This window comes from Citrobacter europaeus (assembly GCF_037482245.1).
Taxonomy (GTDB): domain Bacteria; phylum Pseudomonadota; class Gammaproteobacteria; order Enterobacterales; family Enterobacteriaceae; genus Citrobacter; species Citrobacter europaeus.
Genome location: NZ_CP148084.1, coordinates 902,710 through 921,878 on the forward strand (window position 1 = coordinate 902,710; position 19,169 = coordinate 921,878).

The window sequence follows — 19,169 nt, forward strand, 5'->3', positions numbered from 1 at the left end:
ATCACGGCGATGCGTACAGGCGCTAACCGCAGACGGCGCGTTTCTCGCTTTCCGGGGAACGGGACGGGTGGAACAGGTTTTTTCCCGCGCGGTAAACCTGTTAATACCCGAACAGCAGCGACTGCTGACGTTACTGAGTGAAGGTTGTGATAACGCGCCTAACAGCTGTCGGCTGGCGCTGACGCATTGTGAAGAGCTGTTTTACCCCGGTGAGTGGGTCAGTTTTACCCGGTCGGGGATAGCGGTTGGCAACGATAAATGGATAGAAACCTCCGGGTGCCTGCCGTGGCGCATACCACGCTGGACGCCAGATGCAGTAAGCCTTGCCGCAATCCGCTGGCTGTGCTGGGAAGAGCTTATCCGCCAACAGCTAAGAAGCGATGACTCATTATTTTTGTACCAGGGAGATAACCCGTTTTATCAGGAAATCACCCGTCAATTACTCAACCGCCGACAAACTTTACTGGCGGCGTTACATACAGGAGAAAATATCTCTACAGCGGTCAGCCATTTAATTGGTCTGGGGATTGGTCTGACGCCCTCATCGGATGATTATTTAGTGGGCTTAAGCACCATTCTATTTATTCCCGGGCATCCGCTGGGGAAATATCGTGAAGATTTTTTAGTTGCCTTACAACGTGCCGGAAATAATACAACGTTACTCAGCAAAATAACGCTGGAGGAAGCCTTTCGTCAACGTTATCGGGAAAGCGTCGGACGGCTGCTGAACCATATTATTACTGAGCAACAACCCGTTTCTACGCAATATATTACTGACATTAAAAATATCGGCTCAAGTTCTGGCTGCGACATGCTGTATGGCATGGCGGATGCCTGCGCCCTGAGCCACAGGTCCGGAGGGAATTATGTCGATCAGGATAGTTGTTAAAAAGAACACGTATTTTGATTCTGTCTCACTGATGTCTATTTCCACACGCGCAAATAAGCTCGATGGCGTTGAGCAGGCGTTCGTGGCTATGGCGACAGAAATGAATAAGGGTGTACTGAAGAATCTCGGCCTGCTGACGCCTGAACTTGAAGAGGCGAAAAGTGGCGACCTGATGATTGTCATTAAAGGCGCCAGCGAGGCGGCGAATGACCAGACGCTGGTGGCGATTGACGATCTGTTTACGCATAAAGAGCAGGGCGGTCAGCATGAAGCGCGCTATGCCACGCTGGCCAGCGCGAAGAAGCACGTCCCTGACAGCAATCTGGCGGTGATCTCGGTCAATGGCCTGTTTGCCGCGCGTGAGGCGCGTCAGGCGCTGCAAAATAACCTCAATGTGATGCTGTTCTCTGACAACGTCTCTCTTGAAGACGAACTGGCGCTTAAGCAGCTGGCGCATGAAAAAGGGCTGTTGATGATGGGGCCAGATTGCGGAACCGCCATTATCAACGGCGCGGCGCTGTGTTTTGGCAACGCGGTGCGTCGCGGCAACATCGGGATTGTTGGTGCGTCCGGTACCGGTAGCCAGGAACTGAGCGTACGTATTCACGAGTTTGGCGGCGGGATTTCCCAACTGATTGGCACCGGTGGTCGCGATCTAAGTGAGAAGATTGGCGGCCTGATGATGCTTGACGCGATTGGCATGCTGGAGGCCGATCCGCAAACTGAGATCATCGCACTTATTTCCAAACCTCCTGCGACCGCGGTGGCGCGCAAGGTGCTGGAACGTGCGCGCGCCTGTCATAAGCCCGTTGTGGTGTGTTTCCTCGGCCGTGAAGCCGCGCCTGCAGATGAAAAAGGTCTGCAGTTTGCACGCGGAACTAAAGAGGCGGCATTGAAAGCGGTATTGCTGACCGGCGTGAAAAAAGAGAGCCTGGATCTCCATCCGCTCAACTGGCCGCTGATTGAAGAGGTTCGCGCCCGCCTCACCCCGCAGCAAAAGTACATCCGTGGCTTATTCTGCGGCGGCACGTTGTGCGATGAGGCGATGTTTGCCGCCATGGAAAAACATGCCGAAGTTTATAGCAACATTCATCCGGATCCGGCGTTCCGCCTAACGGATCTCAATCGCAGCGTGGCGCATACCTTCCTCGATTTCGGTGATGACGATTTTACCAACGGCAAACCGCACCCGATGATCGATCCGACCAACCGCATTAGTCGTCTGTTGCAGGAAGCGCGCGATCCTGAAGTCGGCGTGATCGTTATGGACTTCGTTCTTGGATTTGGATCGCATGAAGATCCGGTTGGCGTGATGCTTGAGGCGATCGTTGAAGCCAAAGCGATCGCCGCCGCAGAGGGGCGTCCGCTTGAGATCCTCGGCTATGTGCTGGGAACCGATCTTGATACGCCGTCACTGGAAAAACAGTGTCAGATGCTGACCGATGCTGGCGTTATCTGGGCGAGCAGTAGCACCAACACCGGATTGCTGGCGCGTGAATTTATCTGTAAGGGGGAGGAAGCCTGATGAGCCAGACACTGTTTAACCAGCCGCTGAACGTGATTAACGTCGGCATCGCGATGTTCAGCGATGACCTGAAAAAGCAAAACGTACCCGTGACTCAACTCGACTGGACGCCGCCGGGCCAGGGCAACATGCAGGTCGTGGCTGCGCTGGACGACATTGCCGATTCGCCGCTGGCAGACAAAATTGCTGCCGCTAACCAGCAGGCGCTGGAACGCATTATTCAGTCGCATCCGGTGCTGATTGGCTATGACCAGGCGATCAACGTCGTACCGGGCATGACCCGTAACACCATCCTGCACGCCGGGCCGCCAATCCGCTGGGAAAAAATGTGCGGCGCAATGAAGGGCGCGGTAACCGGTGCGCTGGTGTTTGAAGGGCTGGCGAAAGATCTGGATGAAGCCGCCGAACTGGCCGCCTCGGGTGAAATCATCTTCTCACCCTGCCACGAGCATGACTGTGTCGGCTCGATGGCGGGCGTGACCTCGGCATCGATGTTTATGCACATCGTTGAGAACAAAACTTACGGCAACCGCGCATATACCAATATGAGCGAGCAGATGGCGAAGATCCTGCGCATGGGGGCGAACGATCAGAGCGTTATCGAGCGCCTGAACTGGATGCGCGATGTGATGGGACCGATGCTGCGCGACGCCATGAAGCTGGCGGGCGAAATCGATCTGCGTTTGATGCTGGCTCAGGCGCTGCATATGGGCGATGAGTGTCACAACCGCAACAATGCCGGGACGGCGCTGCTGATTCAGGCGCTGACGCCGTGGATTATTCAGACCGGCTATCCGGTTGAGCAACAGCGAGAGGTGTTCGAGTTCGTCCTTAGCAGCGATTACTTCTCCGGACCGACCTGGATGGCGATGTGTAAAGCCGCAATGGACGCCGCACACGGTATCGAATACAGCACCGTGGTGACGACGATGGCGCGTAACGGCGTTGAGTTCGGTCTGCGCATCAGTGGCTTACCGGGTCAGTGGTTTACCGGTCCGGCACAGCAGGTGATTGGTCCGATGTTTGCGGGCTACAAGCCCGAAGATTCCGGGCGCGATATCGGCGACAGTGCGATTACCGAAACCTACGGCATTGGCGGTTTCGCCATGGCGACGGCACCGGCCATCGTGGCGCTGGTGGGCGGTACGGTCGAGGAGGCGGTTGATTTTTCGCGCCAGATGCGTGAAATCACCCTCGGCGAAAACCCCAACGTCACCATTCCATTGCTTGGTTTTATGGGTGTACCGACCGCTATCGATATTACGCGCGTGGGCAGCACCGGCATTCTGCCAGTGATCAACACCGCCATTGCGCACAAAGATGCGGGGATCGGCATGATCGGCGCTGGAATAGTTCACCCGCCGTTCGCCTGTTTTGAAAAGGCGATCCTCAACTGGCGCGACCGCTACTGCCAATAACAATAACCGGGGCTAACGCGGTTAGCCCCACAGTAGCGAAGCGAAAAACGTTGCTTACCTGCAGGGCTGGGCGATCTCCGCGATCGCAAACGATGCTTAACCTGTGAAGGATATTCCATGAACAGCATAAAACTTGAATGGAAACGTGGTGACTGGGCAGCTTACTTCGGGCTGATGACCAACAACCTGACTAACCTGCTGACAATGATGGGGCTGCTCATTTTTGTTGTCGGGATCCCTACCGAAATTGTCTATGGTCGCATTGCGCCTGCCTTTGGCCTGGCGGTGCTGGTGGCCAGCGTCTGCTATGCCTGGTTTGGCCTGCAGATGGCAAAGCACACCGGGCGTAAAGACGTGACGGCGCTGCCATCCGGACCGAGCGCACCGTCAATCTTTACCGTGACCTTCCTGGTGCTGATGCCGGTTTATCAGCAAACCAAAGATGCCAACTTCGCTATCCAAATCGCGCTGGTGTGGTGTTTTGTTGAAGCGTTGATCCTGGTGTGCGGCTCCTTCCTGGGTGAGACCATCCGCAAGATGATCCCGCGCACGGTACTGCTGTCTTGTCTGTCCGGCCTGGGGTTGCTGCTGCTGGCGATGAACCCGATGCTGCAGGCATTTGAAGCGCCGACCGTCTCTTTCGTCGTCCTGTTGCTGATCTTCATTAACTGGTTCGGTAAGAAGCCGATTTTTGCCCGTATTCCTACCGGTTTGCTGCTGCTGATTGCTGGTACGGCCCTGGCGTGGATCTCTGGTTTACAAAGCCCGGAGGCCATTAAATCGTCGATGGCTTCCTTTGGTTTTAACCCACCGGAAATCCATGTCGACAGCTTCCTGCAAGGTTTGCCGCACGCGCTGCCGTATCTGGCTTCTGCTGTTCCTCTGGGTCTGGCGAACTACATTTTTGACCTCGAGAACATTGAAAGCGCGCATGCGGCGGGGGATGAGTACAACACCCGTAAAGTCATGATGGCGAACGGTTTTGCTTCCATGCTCGGTTGCATGCTCGGCAACCCGTTCCCGGTGACCGTGTATGTTGGGCATGCGGGCTGGAAAGCGATGGGTGCCAGCATCGGTTATACCCTCGCTTCAGGCATCACCATGTTCCTGGTGCCGTTATTTGGGTTAGGAGCGTTTATGCTCGCCATTATTCCGATGACCGCGATAGTGCCGATTTTGGTATTTATCGGTGTGGTGACCGCCAATCAGGTGGTGCGAGAGACGCCCAAAGTCGAGGTTCCCGTTATCTTCATCTGCTTGTTCCCGTGGATTGCTAACTGGGCATTGACCATCGTCAACAGCGTGATGGGGGCCGCCGGAACATCTGCGGGGAAACTGGGGAGCGATCTGCTGCACAGCAAAGGTGTCTATTACGACGGACTGGTGCATCTGGGAAGCGGCGCGCCGCTGGCCAGCATGCTGTGGGGCTGCGTTGCTATCTTCGCCATTATGAATAAGCCGCTGCGCGGGGCGATTGCCGCAGCCTTTGGCGCGCTGTTATCGCTGTTTGGCGTGATCCACTCTCCAGCGGTTGGCTTTGCCGAAGGCAGCTCGATGATGTTTGTTGTGGCCTACCTGATGATGAGCGGCATGTTTGTCCTCAAGCATGTTCTTGATAGCCGTGAAGCGGTGACTGCGCCAGAGCAGGAACCGACGAAAACGACCTGAATCGCCTGCACGCGGAAGATAACACTATGAAAGAACTTGTGGTCGTTGCCATTGGCGGCAACAGCATTATCAAAGATAACGCCAGCCAGTCGATTGAACATCAGGCTGAAGCGGTGAAAGCGGTGGCGGATACGGTGCTGGAGATGTTGGCATCGGACTACAACATTGTGCTGACGCACGGTAACGGGCCGCAGGTTGGGCTGGATCTACGGCGTGCGGAAATCGCACACGAGCGTGAAGGGCTGCCGCTTACCCCGTTGGCAAACTGCGTCGCCGATACGCAAGGCGGCATCGGCTATCTGATCCAACAGGCGCTGAACAACCGACTGGCACGACGCGGCGAGCAGAAGGCGGTCACGGTGGTCACGCAGGTGGAGGTCGACAAAAACGATCCGGGCTTCGCTAACCCCACCAAGCCTATCGGGGCGTTCTTTAGTGAAGCACAGCGCGATGAACTGCAGCGGGTCAATCCGGGCTGGCGCTTTGTTGAGGATTCAGGGCGCGGTTACCGCCGGGTAGTCGCCTCTCCACAACCGAAGCGCATTGTCGAGGCGGAGGCGATCAAAACGCTGACCCAGCAAGGCTTTGTGGTGATTGGCGCAGGCGGTGGCGGCATCCCGGTGGTGCGTAGCGAGCAGGGGGATTACCAGAGCGTGGACGCAGTGATTGATAAAGATCTCTCCACGGCGCTGCTGGCGCAGGAGATCCGCGCTGACATTCTGGTCATCACCACCGGCGTCGAGCAGGTCTGTATTCATTTTGGCAAACCCAACCAGCAGGCGCTGGATACGGTGGATGTCGCAACGATGACCCGTTACATGCAGGAGGGGCATTTCCCGCCGGGTAGCATGTTACCCAAGATCGTTGCCAGTCTGGCGTTTCTGGAGCGTGGCGGTAGACGAGTGATCATCACCACGCCGGAATGCCTGCCTGCCGCACTGCGTGGCGAAACGGGCACCCATATTGTCCATTCCTGAGAGGAAACGTGAATGAAGGAAAGTAACAGCCGCCGTGAATTTTTAAGTCAGAGTGGAAAAATGGTGACAGCTGCCGCGCTGTTTGGCGCAGTGACTCCGGTCGCGTATGCTGCTAATCCTGTCGGGAACACCTGCGGGTCGAAGAGCACAATGACGATTAACGATAAGCACTATTACCTGGATAACGTCCTGCTGGAAGCCGGGTTTGATTACGAAAATTCGGTGGTGGTGCATACCCGTACTGCGCTACAAACCGTTGAAATCCAGGACGGGAAAATTGTTGCGCTGCGCGAGAATAAGCAGCATCCGGATGCGACGCTGCCGCACTATGATGCGGGAGGAAAGCTGATGCTGCCCGCCATGCGCGACATGCACATCCATCTGGATAAAACCTTTTACGGCGGTCCCTGGCGCTCGCTGAACCGTCCGGCAGGCACTACCATTCAGGATATGATCCGCCTGGAACAAAAGCTGCTGCCTGAACTCCAGCCTTACACACAGGAGCGCGCGGAAAAGCTCATCGATCTACTGCAGTCAAAAGGTACCTCGATCGCGCGCAGCCACTGTAATATCGAACCGGTTTCCGGGCTGAAAAATCTCGAAAACCTGCAGGCGGTACTGGCGCGTCGCCAACCGGGTTTTACCTGTGAAATCGTGGCGTTTCCGCAGCATGGCCTGCTGTTATCAAAATCTGAACCGCTGATGCGCGAAGCGATGCAGGCGGGAGCGCATTATGTCGGCGGTCTGGACCCCACCAGCGTCGATGGGGCGATGGAAAAATCCCTCGACACCATGTTCCAGATTGCGCTGGATTACGATAAAGGCGTGGATATCCATTTGCATGAAACCAGCCCGGCGGGCGTGGCGGCAGTGAATTACATGGTGGAGACGGTGGAGAAAACGCCACAGTTAAAGGGCAAACTGACCATCAGCCACGCGTTTGCGCTGGCAACGTTGAACGAACAGCAGGTAGACTCGTTGGCGGGCCGCATGGCGGCACAGCAGATTACCATTGCCTCGACGGTGCCAATCGGTACCTTGCACATGCCGCTTAAACAGCTGCGTGACAACGGTGTGGAAGTGATTACCGGAACTGACAGCGTGATTGACCACTGGTCGCCGTACGGGCTGGGCGACATGCTGGAAAAGGCAAATCTGTACGCGCAGCTCTATATTCGCCCCAACGAACTCAACCTGTCGCGGGCGTTGTTCCTCGCCACTGGCGATGTGTTGCCGCTCAACGATAAAGGTGAGCGCGTCTGGCCGAAAGCGCAGGATGAAGCCAGCTTTGTGCTGGTGGATGCCTCCTGTTCGGCAGAAGCCGTCGCGCGAATCTCCCCACGCACCGCGACCTTCCATCAAGGGCAACTGGTGTGGGGGAATGTCGCAAGCTAATCTGGTTTTACGCGCAGCGGCAATCGCTGCTGCGCTCTTTGCTTGTTAGCCGACAATTCCCAGATAGCCGTGGATCCCCATATACAACCCCACCATGCCAATGAGTGCGCTGGAAAAATAGGGAGCTTTGCGTGCCAGCGTGTTAAATCCGCTCCAGCGTTTGGCCGCCTGTTGCACGCTGATTGCCGCTCCCACGCCCACCGTTACCAGCGTCAGCGCCAGCCCGAGGCTGAAGCACAGCACCATGGTCGCGCCCAGCGTGAAGGCTTTGAGCTGGATGCAAATCAGCAGTACCGTAATGGCGGCAGGGCACGGGATCAACCCGCCGGTCAGACCAAACAGTAATATCTGGCCGTTGGTGACCTCTTTGTCCGCAAAGCGCCGCTGAATATCGGTGGCATGCGCTCGTTCGTGGGCATCCTGATACTCTTTTGAACCTTCGTTCAGCCCGGCCAGTGCGCCATGGTCGTGTTCATGATGATGATGGTGATCGTCATCGTGGTCATCATGATGGTGGTGATGACCGTCATGATCATGGTGATGCTCGTGAGCGTGGTGATGATGCCCATGATCGTGGTCGTGATGCGTCTGGGCCAGCCAGTTCTGCTCTCCCTGCCTGGTCCGCCAGAACATCCAGAATGCGGTCCCGAGAATAATAATCGCCGAAACAAACTGCAGCCAGGGCTCGACGGCCTGGGCGGTAAACGCTTTGCTGATATACATGCCGCCTAGCGCGATCAGCCATACCACGGCGGTATGCGACAGCGTTGCCGCCAGCCCCAGCATCACCGCCTGTTTGATGGTTCCCTTAATAGCAATAATAAAGGCCGCCATCATCGTCTTGGAATGCCCTGGTTCCAGCCCGTGTAACACACCCAATAGAATCGCGCTGGGAATGAAAAACCAGGCGTTGCCTTGCTGAAGAAGCGTAGAAAACTCACCCATGAGAATGATTCTTAGTTGTTTAATTTTGCTTGATTCTACTCCCCCCCAGTATTAAATACTACCCCCCAGTAGAATGAGGATGGTATTGTCGCTACAGCCAGACGTTAAAAAGGTAAAGCTATGTCACATACGATCCGCGACAAACAAAAGCTGAAAGCCCGAGCCAGCAAGATTCAGGGGCAGGTAGCGGCGTTGAAAACCATGCTGGATGAACCGCATGAATGCGCGGCGGTATTGCAGCAAATAGCGGCGATCCGCGGTGCGGTAAATGGATTAATGCGTGAAGTGATTAAAGGTCATCTAACCGAGCACATTGTGCATCAGGGCGATGAAATTAAGCGCGAAGAGGATTTGGATGTGATCCTGAAAGTGCTGGATTCGTACATCAAATAAGTCAGTTTAACGGCTCATCCACGTTCAATACCGTCCAGTTAAGCATGTAGGGTGAACATGTGATTCTTTCTCAGGGTTCCGTTCACCTCAGCAGTGTTATTTTTCTGAAGCATTGATACCCGTGAACTTGTAAAGGGTGTTCTTCGCCACGCCCTTTACAATCCCGGCTCCCGGCGGGAAAATTGCCGCTCCGCGGTCCCCTCCGCTTATTCCTCCAGGCTACCGGGTCGGGCGCGAGGTAGCGTCCCTGCAAAGCGCGCCCTGAGCCAGCATCCATGCTGGCTCTCCCGGGCTTACGGAAACACGTCGGCAATTTTCAGCCGGACCAGCCCACACCTCACCATCTGCGTTTTTGGTCTGAACAGCACAACAGGTTTAACTGGAAATCAGAGCGTTGAAGCGATGACTCGGGTCCGGCTGAAAATCGATGAGGAGTTGACGTCTGACCGGGGCTGTCCGCAGGGATGCGGACAGAGGGGACGGGCTGCATGGACGCAGGCTCGGCCCCGACCCGACAGGCAGACGGCATAAGACGAATGAATCGCGTAGCGACGATTTTCCCGCCGGGAGCCTGGGTTGCAAGGGAGGCGGCGGTGAGCCTCCCTTGCACGTTCACAGGAATCGGTGCTTCAGAGAAACGATGAACATGAGGTGAACGGAACCCTTCTCTGAGATAGCATGTTCATTACTTCCGCCAACACAGGTTGATACTTTCTGAAATTGAGTTGTTAACTGAACGACATCGCACCCACTTTCAGGAAAATGAGCCGTTAAACAACACGTTCTAGCCAAAAAACATCACAGATACGCACAGCAGACCGACAATCAGGGTGATCAGATTACCCACTGAACGGTACGGCTTCAGTGCCGGGATCAGATAGGTCGATAATGTCGGCATGATAAACAGAATCATGGCAATCAGTGGCCCGCTTATCGCGTAAATCATTGAAATGGCATTAGGGTTAATGCAGCAGATGATGAACGTAATGGCCGAAACCAACATAATGGACAGGGCGCGGTTAAAAGCCCGGCTTTTCTTCACTCCCACCTGATGCAACGACGTTTTTACTACTTCCGTTGCCCCTTCAATCACGCCAAAGTAGGTGCCGAGGAACGATTTTGACATCGCCACAACGGCAACGATGATCCCGGATATCGACAGCCAGGCCGGCGCGTTGGGCATCATCGATAGCGCTGACAGAATGGTCACGCCTTCATTTTTCGCGTCTTCGATATAGTTTGTCGGAATCGAAAGCAAACAGCTGAAGACGAAAAACAGCACGCTCAGGCAGATGATGACGTAGGCTACCTTCATGATTTTTTTGCATTTACCCATGGCCTGCTCGCCGTATTTCTCACGTCGGTCAATGGCGAACGTAGAGATAATTGGCGTATGGCTAAAAGCGAAAACCATCACGGGAATAGATATCCAAACCTGATGCAGCGTGTGCTGATCGAAAGACATCTGGCCAGTGAGTAACGTTGGTTGCCAGCTTCCGGTCAGGTAAAGCGAAAGGAATAAAAAGTATGCGATCAGCGGGAACACCAGAAAGCCCATGACCCGAATGGTGGCTTGTCGGCCCATCAGAAAAATCAGGTTCAGCACCAGCACCACGCCAAAACTGACCAGCATGCGGATCCGCAGATCGATGGTGATATGTTTTGCCAGCTGTTCGGTGAGTGAATTGGTTATCGCTACGGCGTAGATCAGCACCACCACAAAGAAGGCAATAAAATAGAGAGTGGTAATCAGGCTGCCAATCTTCTTGCCGTAGTAGTGCGTAACCGCGCCGGTAATTCCTTCACCTGCCGAGGTTTTTGAGGACAGGATAAACTGGCACAGCGCCTTGTGCGGCCAGTAGGTTAAAGGCCAGGCGACGAGTGCGGTGATAAACAATACCACCGCGCCTGCAGAACCCAGCTGTATGGGGAGGAAGAGGGTTCCTGCGCCGACGGCAGTCCCATATAGTGCGAAGCTCCAGAGAGTCTCTTCTTTTGACCAAAATTTCGACATTATTTGAACGTATCAACTATAAAATAAACAAAAAGAAGCGCAATTTACCACAAATGGCAGGGGCTGGGGGAGGTGTGAACGAGTGGGCTAGTGAATGGATTAATAGCCGGAACCGAGAAGATTCCGACTATTATTTTAATTATCAGGCAGTAACGCGTTGCTGGCGACGCTTCATAACACGCTCGCGTAACGTGTCATAAGCCCAGTTATAGAACATGGTGTACGGCAGGAAGAACAGGAAGAAACCTATTTCCAGCGTGAATGCCTGAATCAGGCTGACGTTTAGCACATACGCCACAATGCTCACCCCGATCACAATAAAACCGCTCTCGAAGCCTAAGGCGTGAAATGCCCGCACTTTCGCCGTACGTTTTACCAGATGTGATGGCCACAGGCGGTCAAACAGGGCGTTATAAATGATATTCCAGATCATCGCCGTGGTGGCGAGAAGAACGGTCAGTCCGCCCATTTCCAGCACCGAGCGCTGCATCAACCATGCGGTGGTTGGTGCGAGAACAGCGGTGGCAATGCCTTCAAAGCAGACGGCATGAAAAATACGCTCCACTAGCGAGCGACGTTGGACTGTATCGTGTTGCATAACCTAAAACCTTCTTTAATGCCCGGATAACGGAATGGTGGCAATTTTATCGTTTTATGTGATATCTAAAAGATAGTATCCATCGATAAAGTAGATAGTTCATGCGTTACTCTCCTGAAGCGTTAACGGCATTTGTGGAGACCGTGTCCTGCGGCTCGTTTTCTGCGGCGGCCCGGCGGCTGCGCAAAAGCCAGTCCACCATCAGTACGGCCATTGCGCATCTGGAAGCCGATCTTGGTTTTGCGCTCTTTGACCGCTCATCCCGCCAGCCAACGCTGACTGAAGAAGGTAAGCGGGTGCTGGGCTATGTGCAGGCAATTTTGACGGCCAGCGAACGTCTCGATGAGGCGGCGATCTCGCTGTCGGGTGAGACGGAAGCGCGTCTGACTTTCGTGCTTTCGGACACGCTTCACCCGGATGTGCTGGAAGAGTTGATGGTGCAGTTTGACCGCAAGTTTCCCCATACCGAGTTTGAATGTCTGATTGGCGAAGATGAAGACGTGATCGATCTGCTGCAAAAAGGGCGTGCTCAGGTGGGGTTGATCGAAGCGCGCGAGGATTACCCGACCGACATGGGCGTTACGCGTCTGCCGATGCAAACCTGGATGGGATTATACGTCGCGGCGTCGCATCCGCTGGCGGCTCATGAAAAACTGCAGTGGGAACAGCTACATACCTGGCGCGAGTTGCGTCTGAATACCTATCTGGAAAACGGCACCAACGTGGCGCGTGGCCCCGTCTGGTCGGCGCCTAACTATTTGTTGCTGCTGAGTATGGCGGTGCAGGGATTCGGCTGGTGCGCGCTCCCTTGTGCGCTGGTGGAGGAGTTTGCGGCAGAAAAACCGCTGGTTCAATTGAATCTGCCCGGTTGGCCAAAGGCTATCTCTATCGATCTGTTGTGGAATAAAAAATCCCCCCCTGGCGTGGCGGGAAGTTGGCTGCGCGACCATTTACAGCAGAGTGGCGTTCAGATGACCAATAAATGATACGAATTTCCTTTGTGATAAAAATCACCGTTTTTAAACAACCTTGATAACTCTTTTTAACAATCATCTACTATTGCGGTGTTATTTTGCGCTGAGGTGGTGATGAAAGAGGTTGTGATAGTCGGGGCGTTACGGACACCGATTGGCTGCTTCCAGGGGACGCTGGCGCGCCACTCTGCCGTTGAATTAGGTAGCATGGTGGTCAGGGCGTTACTGGAACGCACTGGCGTGGATGTTCACGCCGTGGATGAAGTGATCCTCGGACAGGTACTTACCGCAGGCGCCGGGCAGAATCCGGCGCGTCAGTCCGCCATCAATGGTGGGCTACCCAATACCGTTTCCGCCATCACCATTAACGATGTCTGCGGCTCGGGTCTGAAAGCGCTGCATCTGGCGACCCAGGCTATCCAGTGCGGCGAAGCCGACATTGTGATTGCGGGCGGGCAAGAAAATATGAGCCGTGCGCCGCATGTTCTTACCGATAGCCGCACCGGTGCACAGTTGGGAAACAGTCAACTGGTCGACAGCCTGGTGCATGACGGACTGTGGGACGCTTTCAACGATTACCATATGGGCGTTACTGCGGAAAACCTGGCGCGGGAATACGGCATCAGCCGTGAATTACAGGATGCCTACGCGCTGCACTCACAGCACAAGGCACGGATGGCAATCGATGCCGGACGTTTTAAAGATGAAATCGTGCCGGTGGTAACGCAGCGTAATGGGCAATCTTTCGTGGTGGATACCGACGAGCAGCCGCGCACCGATGCCAGCGCCGAAGGGCTGGCGCGTCTGGATCCTACCTTTGACCGGCTCGGTTCGGTCACCGCGGGTAACGCTTCATCCATCAACGATGGCGCCGCCGCGGTGATGATGATGAGCGAAGCCAAAGCGCAGGAGCTGAATTTACCGGTGCTGGCCCGCATTCGCGCCTTTGCCAGCGTCGGGGTTGATCCCGCACTGATGGGGATTGCGCCAGTGTATGCGACGCGCCGCTGTCTTGAGCGTGTGGGCTGGCAACTGGCTGATGTTGATCTTATTGAAGCTAACGAGGCGTTCGCCGCGCAGGCATTATCCGTTGGGAAAATGCTGGAGTGGGATGAACGGCGGGTAAATGTGAACGGCGGAGCCATTGCTCTCGGCCATCCGATTGGCGCATCTGGCTGCCGAATTCTGGTTTCACTGGTACATGAAATGGTGAAGCGTCGGGCGCACAAAGGACTGGCAACGCTGTGTATCGGCGGCGGTCAGGGGGTGGCGCTCGCTATCGAACGAGACTAATCCCCGTCATACTTCAAGCTGCATGTGCGTTGGCTTTACTCGCTCACCCCAGTCACGTACTTATGTACGCTCCGGGGAATTCGCTGCGTCGCCGCCTTCCTGCAACTCGAATTATTTAGGGTATATATTTTTCTTCTCGAACAGTTTTCTGCCGTGTTATCTCTTCCTCTATAAAAAAGCCCTCCAACAGGAGGGCAAGGCCAGTTACAGAAACATACACTCTAAACCCTGCCAACATATCAAAACGCTGTTTCATTTCATGTGATTGACTGCGCACTTTGTTTGAAAAGGTGTGCAAACATCGTATGAGTCCGACTGTATTTTCAATGTCTTATCCCCGCCACTAATGAACCACTTCTTTGTGTATTTATCTATCTAATTGTTTTAAATAATTTTATTTGAAATGTTCTCGCGATTTATATGCGCTAGCGTGATCACAATTACACTTTTGACAATAAGATGCAGAAAAAGTGAAACATCGTTTTAGTTGTAATTGAAAACCCATTCCGGGAGGGATATCATGAGCGCATAAGATAAAACGGAACAGCGTTTTGCTATTCGTTTAAGCATTCACGGTCAATTTATCACTGGAGGTAAATGTGGACGTAAGACAAAGCATCCATAGTGCGCATGCGAAAACCCTGGACACTCAGGGGCTGCGTAATGAGTTTTTGGTCGAAGAAGTGTTTGTCGCAGATGAATACACCATGGTCTACAGCCACATCGATCGCATCATTGTTGGCGGCATTATGCCAGTGGCCAAAACCGTCTCTGTGGGTGGCGAAGTCGGCAAACAGCTGGGCGTAACCTATTTCCTCGAGCGTCGTGAGCTGGGTGTGATCAACATCGGCGGCCCTGGCACGATTACCGTTGACGGCCAGTGCTATGAAATTGGCCATCGCGATGCGCTGTACGTCGGGAAAGGGGCAAAAGAAGTGGTATTCGCCAGCATCGACACGGCGAAACCGGCGAAGTTTTACTACAACTGCGCGCCGGCCCACACGACTTACCCAACCAAAAAAGTCACGCCAGCAGACGTTGCGCCAGTGACGCTGGGCGATAACCTCACCAGTAACCGTCGTACCATCAACAAATACTTTGTGCCGGATGTTCTGGAAACCTGCCAGTTGAGCATGGGCCTGACGGAACTGGCGCCGGGTAACCTGTGGAATACCATGCCGTGTCATACCCATGAACGTCGTATGGAAGTCTACTTCTACTTCAATATGGAAGAAGATACCTGCGTCTTCCACATGATGGGTCAGCCTCAGGAAACGCGTCATATTGTGATGCACAACGAACAGGCGGTGATTTCTCCGAGCTGGTCAATTCACTCCGGTGTCGGCACAAAAGCTTATACGTTCATTTGGGGCATGGTCGGCGAAAACCAGGTCTTTGATGATATGGACCATGTTGCAGTCAAAGATCTGCGCTAATCGCGGGCGACAGCCGTGCCTGCTGCGGCAGGCAATATAAAAATTAAGGATTTACAATGATTTTGAATGCATTCTCTCTTGAAGGAAAAGTCGCCGTTGTGACCGGTTGTGACACCGGCCTGGGTCAGGGTATGGCGTTGGGTCTGGCTGAAGCAGGTTGCGATATCGTCGGTATCAACATTGTTGAACCGACGGAAACCATCGAACGCGTGACCGCACTGGGCCGCCGTTTTTTAAGTCTGACCGCCGACCTGCGTCAAATCGACGGCATTCCGGCGCTGCTTGAGCGTGCAGTGGCGGAATTTGGTCATATCGACATTCTGGTCAACAATGCGGGTCTTATTCGTCGTGACGATGCGATCGACTTCAGCGAAAAAGACTGGGATGACGTGATGAACCTGAACATTAAGAGCGTGTTCTTTATGTCTCAGGCCGCGGCGAAACACTTTATCGCTCAGGGTAACGGCGGCAAAATTATCAATATCGCCTCTATGCTGTCCTTCCAGGGCGGGATCCGTGTGCCGTCTTACACCGCGTCTAAAAGCGGCGTAATGGGCGTCACCCGTCTGATGGCGAACGAATGGGCAAAACATAACATCAACGTCAACGCAATTGCGCCGGGGTATATGGCGACGAACAACACTCAACAACTGCGTGCTGATGAGCAGCGTAGCGCAGAAATCCTCGATCGTATCCCGGCGGGTCGTTGGGGGCTGCCGAGCGACCTGATGGGGCCTGTCGTGTTCCTGGCGTCCAGCGCATCTGACTATATCAACGGCTATACCGTTGCGGTTGATGGCGGCTGGCTGGCACGTTAATTCGCTTTCCTGAACCGTCAAACCCTGCCCTCTGGCAGGGTTTTTTTTACATTTGGATCATTAAAATCCATATTGTGGTTATAAATTATTCCATATTTATTTCCATATATATGGATTCTTGATTTTTAATATTCATTAATATCAATAGATTAAATTTAATTGAGTGATTGTCATTAAATTTTAAAATTGGAATATCCATCACATAACGATGTGGTGTAGCTATTTAATCCATGTTTTTGCCGTTTCCCGCCTGACGCTTCCTGTAAGGGATCCCTTACTTTCAATGACATGGTTACTCTGTATCTGGCAGGAAAAAATGGTCTCAATAAATAATGATGCTGCTTTAGCGCCGCGCACTGCGCGCGATACGCGACGTATGAATATGTTTGTATCTATCTCTGCGGCTGTCGCAGGGTTGTTATTCGGCCTGGATATTGGCGTGATAGCCGGCGCGTTGCCTTTTATCACCGATCATTTTGTCCTGACCAGCCGTCTGCAGGAGTGGGTGGTGAGCAGCATGATGCTGGGTGCGGCAATGGGTGCGCTGTTTAACGGTTGGCTGTCATTCCGCCTGGGACGTAAATACAGTCTGATGGCGGGCGCGATCCTTTTCGTCGTCGGATCTCTGGGGTCGGCCTTCGCCTCCAGCGTAGAAATGCTCATTTTTGCCCGCGTGGTGCTGGGCGTTGCGGTGGGGATCGCGTCTTACACCGCACCGCTCTATCTCTCCGAAATGGCCAGTGAGAACGTGCGTGGCAAAATGATCAGTATGTATCAACTGATGGTAACGCTGGGTATCGTACTGGCCTTTTTGTCCGATACGGCATTCAGCTACAGCGGTAACTGGCGCGCTATGCTGGGCGTGCTGGCGCTCCCGGCGGTGTTACTGATCATCCTGGTTGTTTTCCTGCCCAACAGCCCGCGCTGGCTGGCGGAAAAAGGTCGCCACATCGAAGCCGAAGAAGTACTGCGTATGCTGCGCGATACGTCAGAAAAGGCCCGCGATGAGCTGAACGAAATCCGTGAAAGTCTGAAGCTGAAGCAGGGCGGTTGGGCGCTGTTTAAAATTAACCGCAACGTGCGTCGCGCGGTTTTCCTCGGGATGTTGCTGCAGGCGATGCAACAATTTACCGGGATGAACATCATCATGTATTACGCGCCGCGAATTTTTAAAATGGCGGGCTTTACCACCACAGAGCAGCAAATGATTGCCACGCTGGTGGTCGGCTTAACGTTTATGTTTGCCACCTTTATCGCCGTTTTCACGGTCGACAAAGCAGGACGTAAACCGGCGCTGAAAATTGGTTTCAGCGTGATGGCCCTCGGGACGCTGGTGCTTGGTTATTGCCTGATGCAGTTTGATAACGGCACGGCTTCCAATGGACTATCCTGGCTGTCAGTTGGCATGACGATGATGTGTATTGCAGGCTATGCGATGAGCGCCGCGCCGGTAGTGTGGATCCTGTGTTCGGAAATTCAGCCGCTGAAATGCCGCGATTTTGGTATTACCTGCTCCACAACCACCAACTGGGTATCGAACATGATTATTGGCGCAACGTTCCTGACGCTGCTCGACAGCATTGGCGCAGCCGGTACGTTCTGGCTTTATACCGCGCTGAACGTCGCGTTTATCGGGATTACCTTCTGGCTTGTTCCTGAAACCAAAAATGTCACGCTGGAGCATATCGAACGCAAGCTGATGGCGGGTGAGAAGTTAAGAGATATTGGGGTGTAAGTGAGCAGGGAGCCCGATAGAACAACTGATTATCGGGCTCTCATAACTACTTATTTCAGTGTGGAGCAGCCTGCCTGGCGAGGAGATCCTTAGCAGACAGCCCGGTTATCTTTAGTATAATTTCATGACTAATACCATTCGCTAACATCATCTGGGCAATGCGTAACGCTTCTTGTTGTTTGGCTTCTTGTTGCAATACTTCCGCAATAGTCATCAGACTTTCCTTTTGCTGTGGTACCCGCTGAGCGACTTCACGGATAAATTTATCTATGTGAGGCGTATTTCCAAACTGCATCATGTAATTAAATAGCGTTTTGAGCTGGCTGTCATTAGCGTATCCCGTAGCCAGCAACGAGACCAGTTGTTCCACTAATCCCATTAAATCACGCTTGCGGATATGTTTTTGCATCAATTCCAGCAGTGCTATACGGCGATGTTGCATGATTTCGTCATCGGGTATTACGGTGATATCTACCAGCGGAAATGTTGCTGAGTATAGCTGTCGTGCCACTATGGGGTCGTCAAACTCATCCAGCCAGCAGAGTGAAAAGGGGTAGGGGCTGAGTGCGCCATGATAAAACAGCATCGGTATCACCAAAGGTAATGTTTTATGGCCAGCATCCAGATGGCGTTGCATTGCGGCCATTGCATAGCGCATTAGCCGAAATGCCATGTGAGCGTCTGGCGAACTCTGATGCTCGATAACAACATAGATATATCCATCGCCTTCATTTGTTTTTAATGACCACAGTACGTCGGAGTAGCTGGCTCGCAGGCTATCCTCAATAAAACTGCCTGATTCCAGTTTTAGTGTTTGCAGATCACATAGCTCCCGCAAGGTTGATGGAAGATAGATATCCAGAAAATCTCTTGCGGTATCAGGATGGTACAAGAACTGTTTGAAGACTGCGTCATGTGGAGTGGATGTTGTCATTTTTGTCATGGCGATCCGTCACCGTTAATTAAGATAACGTGACTGTAATCGCCCACATGGCGAGACGCATCGGGTGATTAACGCTTATGCGAATTGGTATCGAGGGAAAATGCCTCACCTTGTAACGTATACATTTTTAGGGAACTGAGTACGCATT

Annotated in this window: 16 protein-coding genes; 12 read left to right on the top strand and 4 right to left on the bottom strand. The window is 53.5% G+C overall.

The features are described 5' to 3' along the window. Positions 1 to 67: 67 nt before the first annotated feature. The 6 genes from WHR59_RS04295 (at position 68) to WHR59_RS04320 (ending at position 7,872) form a co-directional block, all read left to right on the top strand. Positions 68 to 889: a DUF2877 domain-containing protein gene (locus WHR59_RS04295; protein WP_213733258.1), complete on the top strand. Its 822-nt coding sequence runs from the start codon at positions 68 to 70 to the stop codon at positions 887 to 889. Next, complete coding sequence (gene fdrA / locus WHR59_RS04300) at positions 867 to 2,414, top strand: acyl-CoA synthetase FdrA (protein WP_075145669.1); 1,548 nt, start codon at positions 867 to 869, stop codon at positions 2,412 to 2,414. Before WHR59_RS04295 ends, fdrA begins: the two co-directional genes overlap by 23 nt. Beyond that, entirely contained in the window at positions 2,414 to 3,832 is a 1,419-nt protein-coding gene (locus tag WHR59_RS04305) for a DUF1116 domain-containing protein (protein WP_047408946.1), read from the top strand. The genes fdrA and WHR59_RS04305 overlap by 1 nt, the downstream gene beginning before the upstream one ends. A gap of 117 nt (positions 3,833 to 3,949) precedes the next feature. After that, entirely contained in the window at positions 3,950 to 5,500 is a 1,551-nt protein-coding gene (locus WHR59_RS04310; protein ID WP_338843629.1) for a xanthine permease, read from the top strand. 26 nt (positions 5,501 to 5,526) lie between these two features. Beyond that, positions 5,527 to 6,477, top strand: a complete 951-nt coding sequence (locus WHR59_RS04315; protein WP_075145670.1) for a carbamate kinase family protein — start codon at positions 5,527 to 5,529, stop codon at positions 6,475 to 6,477. Between the two features lie 12 nt (positions 6,478 to 6,489). Continuing rightward, positions 6,490 to 7,872 carry an amidohydrolase family protein gene (locus WHR59_RS04320; RefSeq protein ID WP_338843630.1) on the top strand — a complete coding sequence of 461 codons (1,383 nt, stop codon included), beginning with the start codon at positions 6,490 to 6,492 and terminating at the stop codon, positions 7,870 to 7,872. A gap of 45 nt (positions 7,873 to 7,917) precedes the next feature. Here the strand turns inward: WHR59_RS04320 and WHR59_RS04325 are convergent, their stop codons facing one another. After that, entirely contained in the window at positions 7,918 to 8,817 is a 900-nt protein-coding gene (locus WHR59_RS04325) for a nickel/cobalt efflux protein RcnA (RefSeq protein WP_047408958.1), read from the bottom strand. A 120-nt stretch (positions 8,818 to 8,937) separates the two neighbouring features. Here WHR59_RS04325 and rcnR point away from each other — a divergent pair, with 120 nt between their 5' ends. Next, positions 8,938 to 9,210: a Ni(II)/Co(II)-binding transcriptional repressor RcnR gene (rcnR, locus tag WHR59_RS04330; protein ID WP_043017452.1), complete on the top strand. Its 273-nt coding sequence runs from the start codon at positions 8,938 to 8,940 to the stop codon at positions 9,208 to 9,210. 784 nt (positions 9,211 to 9,994) lie between these two features. Here rcnR and WHR59_RS04335 read toward each other — a convergent pair. Together WHR59_RS04335 and WHR59_RS04340 are read right to left on the bottom strand one after the other, a co-directional pair. After that, positions 9,995 to 11,224, bottom strand: coding sequence for an amino acid permease (locus WHR59_RS04335; protein ID WP_003825569.1), 1,230 nt, complete (start codon positions 11,222 to 11,224; stop codon positions 9,995 to 9,997). 142 nt (positions 11,225 to 11,366) lie between these two features. Further along, positions 11,367 to 11,822, bottom strand: coding sequence for a multidrug/biocide efflux PACE transporter (locus WHR59_RS04340; RefSeq protein ID WP_047408961.1), 456 nt, complete (start codon positions 11,820 to 11,822; stop codon positions 11,367 to 11,369). A 101-nt stretch (positions 11,823 to 11,923) separates the two neighbouring features. On the opposite strand from WHR59_RS04340, the gene WHR59_RS04345 reads away from it, so the two are divergent. The 5 genes from WHR59_RS04345 to araE all read left to right on the top strand — a co-directional run bounded on the left by WHR59_RS04345 (position 11,924) and on the right by araE (position 18,078). Further along, a complete protein-coding gene (locus WHR59_RS04345) occupies positions 11,924 to 12,808 on the top strand; it encodes a LysR family transcriptional regulator (RefSeq protein ID WP_047408964.1) in 885 nt (294 codons plus the stop codon). Between the two features lie 102 nt (positions 12,809 to 12,910). Beyond that, complete coding sequence (locus WHR59_RS04350; protein ID WP_006686936.1) at positions 12,911 to 14,089, top strand: acetyl-CoA C-acetyltransferase; 1,179 nt, start codon at positions 12,911 to 12,913, stop codon at positions 14,087 to 14,089. A 599-nt stretch (positions 14,090 to 14,688) separates the two neighbouring features. Then, positions 14,689 to 15,525, top strand: coding sequence for a 5-dehydro-4-deoxy-D-glucuronate isomerase (gene kduI, locus WHR59_RS04355; RefSeq protein ID WP_008785720.1), 837 nt, complete (start codon positions 14,689 to 14,691; stop codon positions 15,523 to 15,525). Positions 15,526 to 15,581: 56 nt separating this feature from the next. Continuing rightward, positions 15,582 to 16,343, top strand: a complete 762-nt coding sequence (gene kduD, locus WHR59_RS04360) for a 2-dehydro-3-deoxy-D-gluconate 5-dehydrogenase KduD (RefSeq protein ID WP_003033923.1) — start codon at positions 15,582 to 15,584, stop codon at positions 16,341 to 16,343. A gap of 316 nt (positions 16,344 to 16,659) precedes the next feature. Further along, positions 16,660 to 18,078: an arabinose-proton symporter AraE gene (araE, locus tag WHR59_RS04365; RefSeq protein WP_043017983.1), complete on the top strand. Its 1,419-nt coding sequence runs from the start codon at positions 16,660 to 16,662 to the stop codon at positions 18,076 to 18,078. Between the two features lie 55 nt (positions 18,079 to 18,133). Here araE and WHR59_RS04370 read toward each other — a convergent pair whose 3' ends face one another. Continuing rightward, positions 18,134 to 19,021, bottom strand: a complete 888-nt coding sequence (locus tag WHR59_RS04370) for an Rpn family recombination-promoting nuclease/putative transposase (RefSeq protein WP_043017448.1) — start codon at positions 19,019 to 19,021, stop codon at positions 18,134 to 18,136. Positions 19,022 to 19,169: the final 148 nt, after the last annotated feature.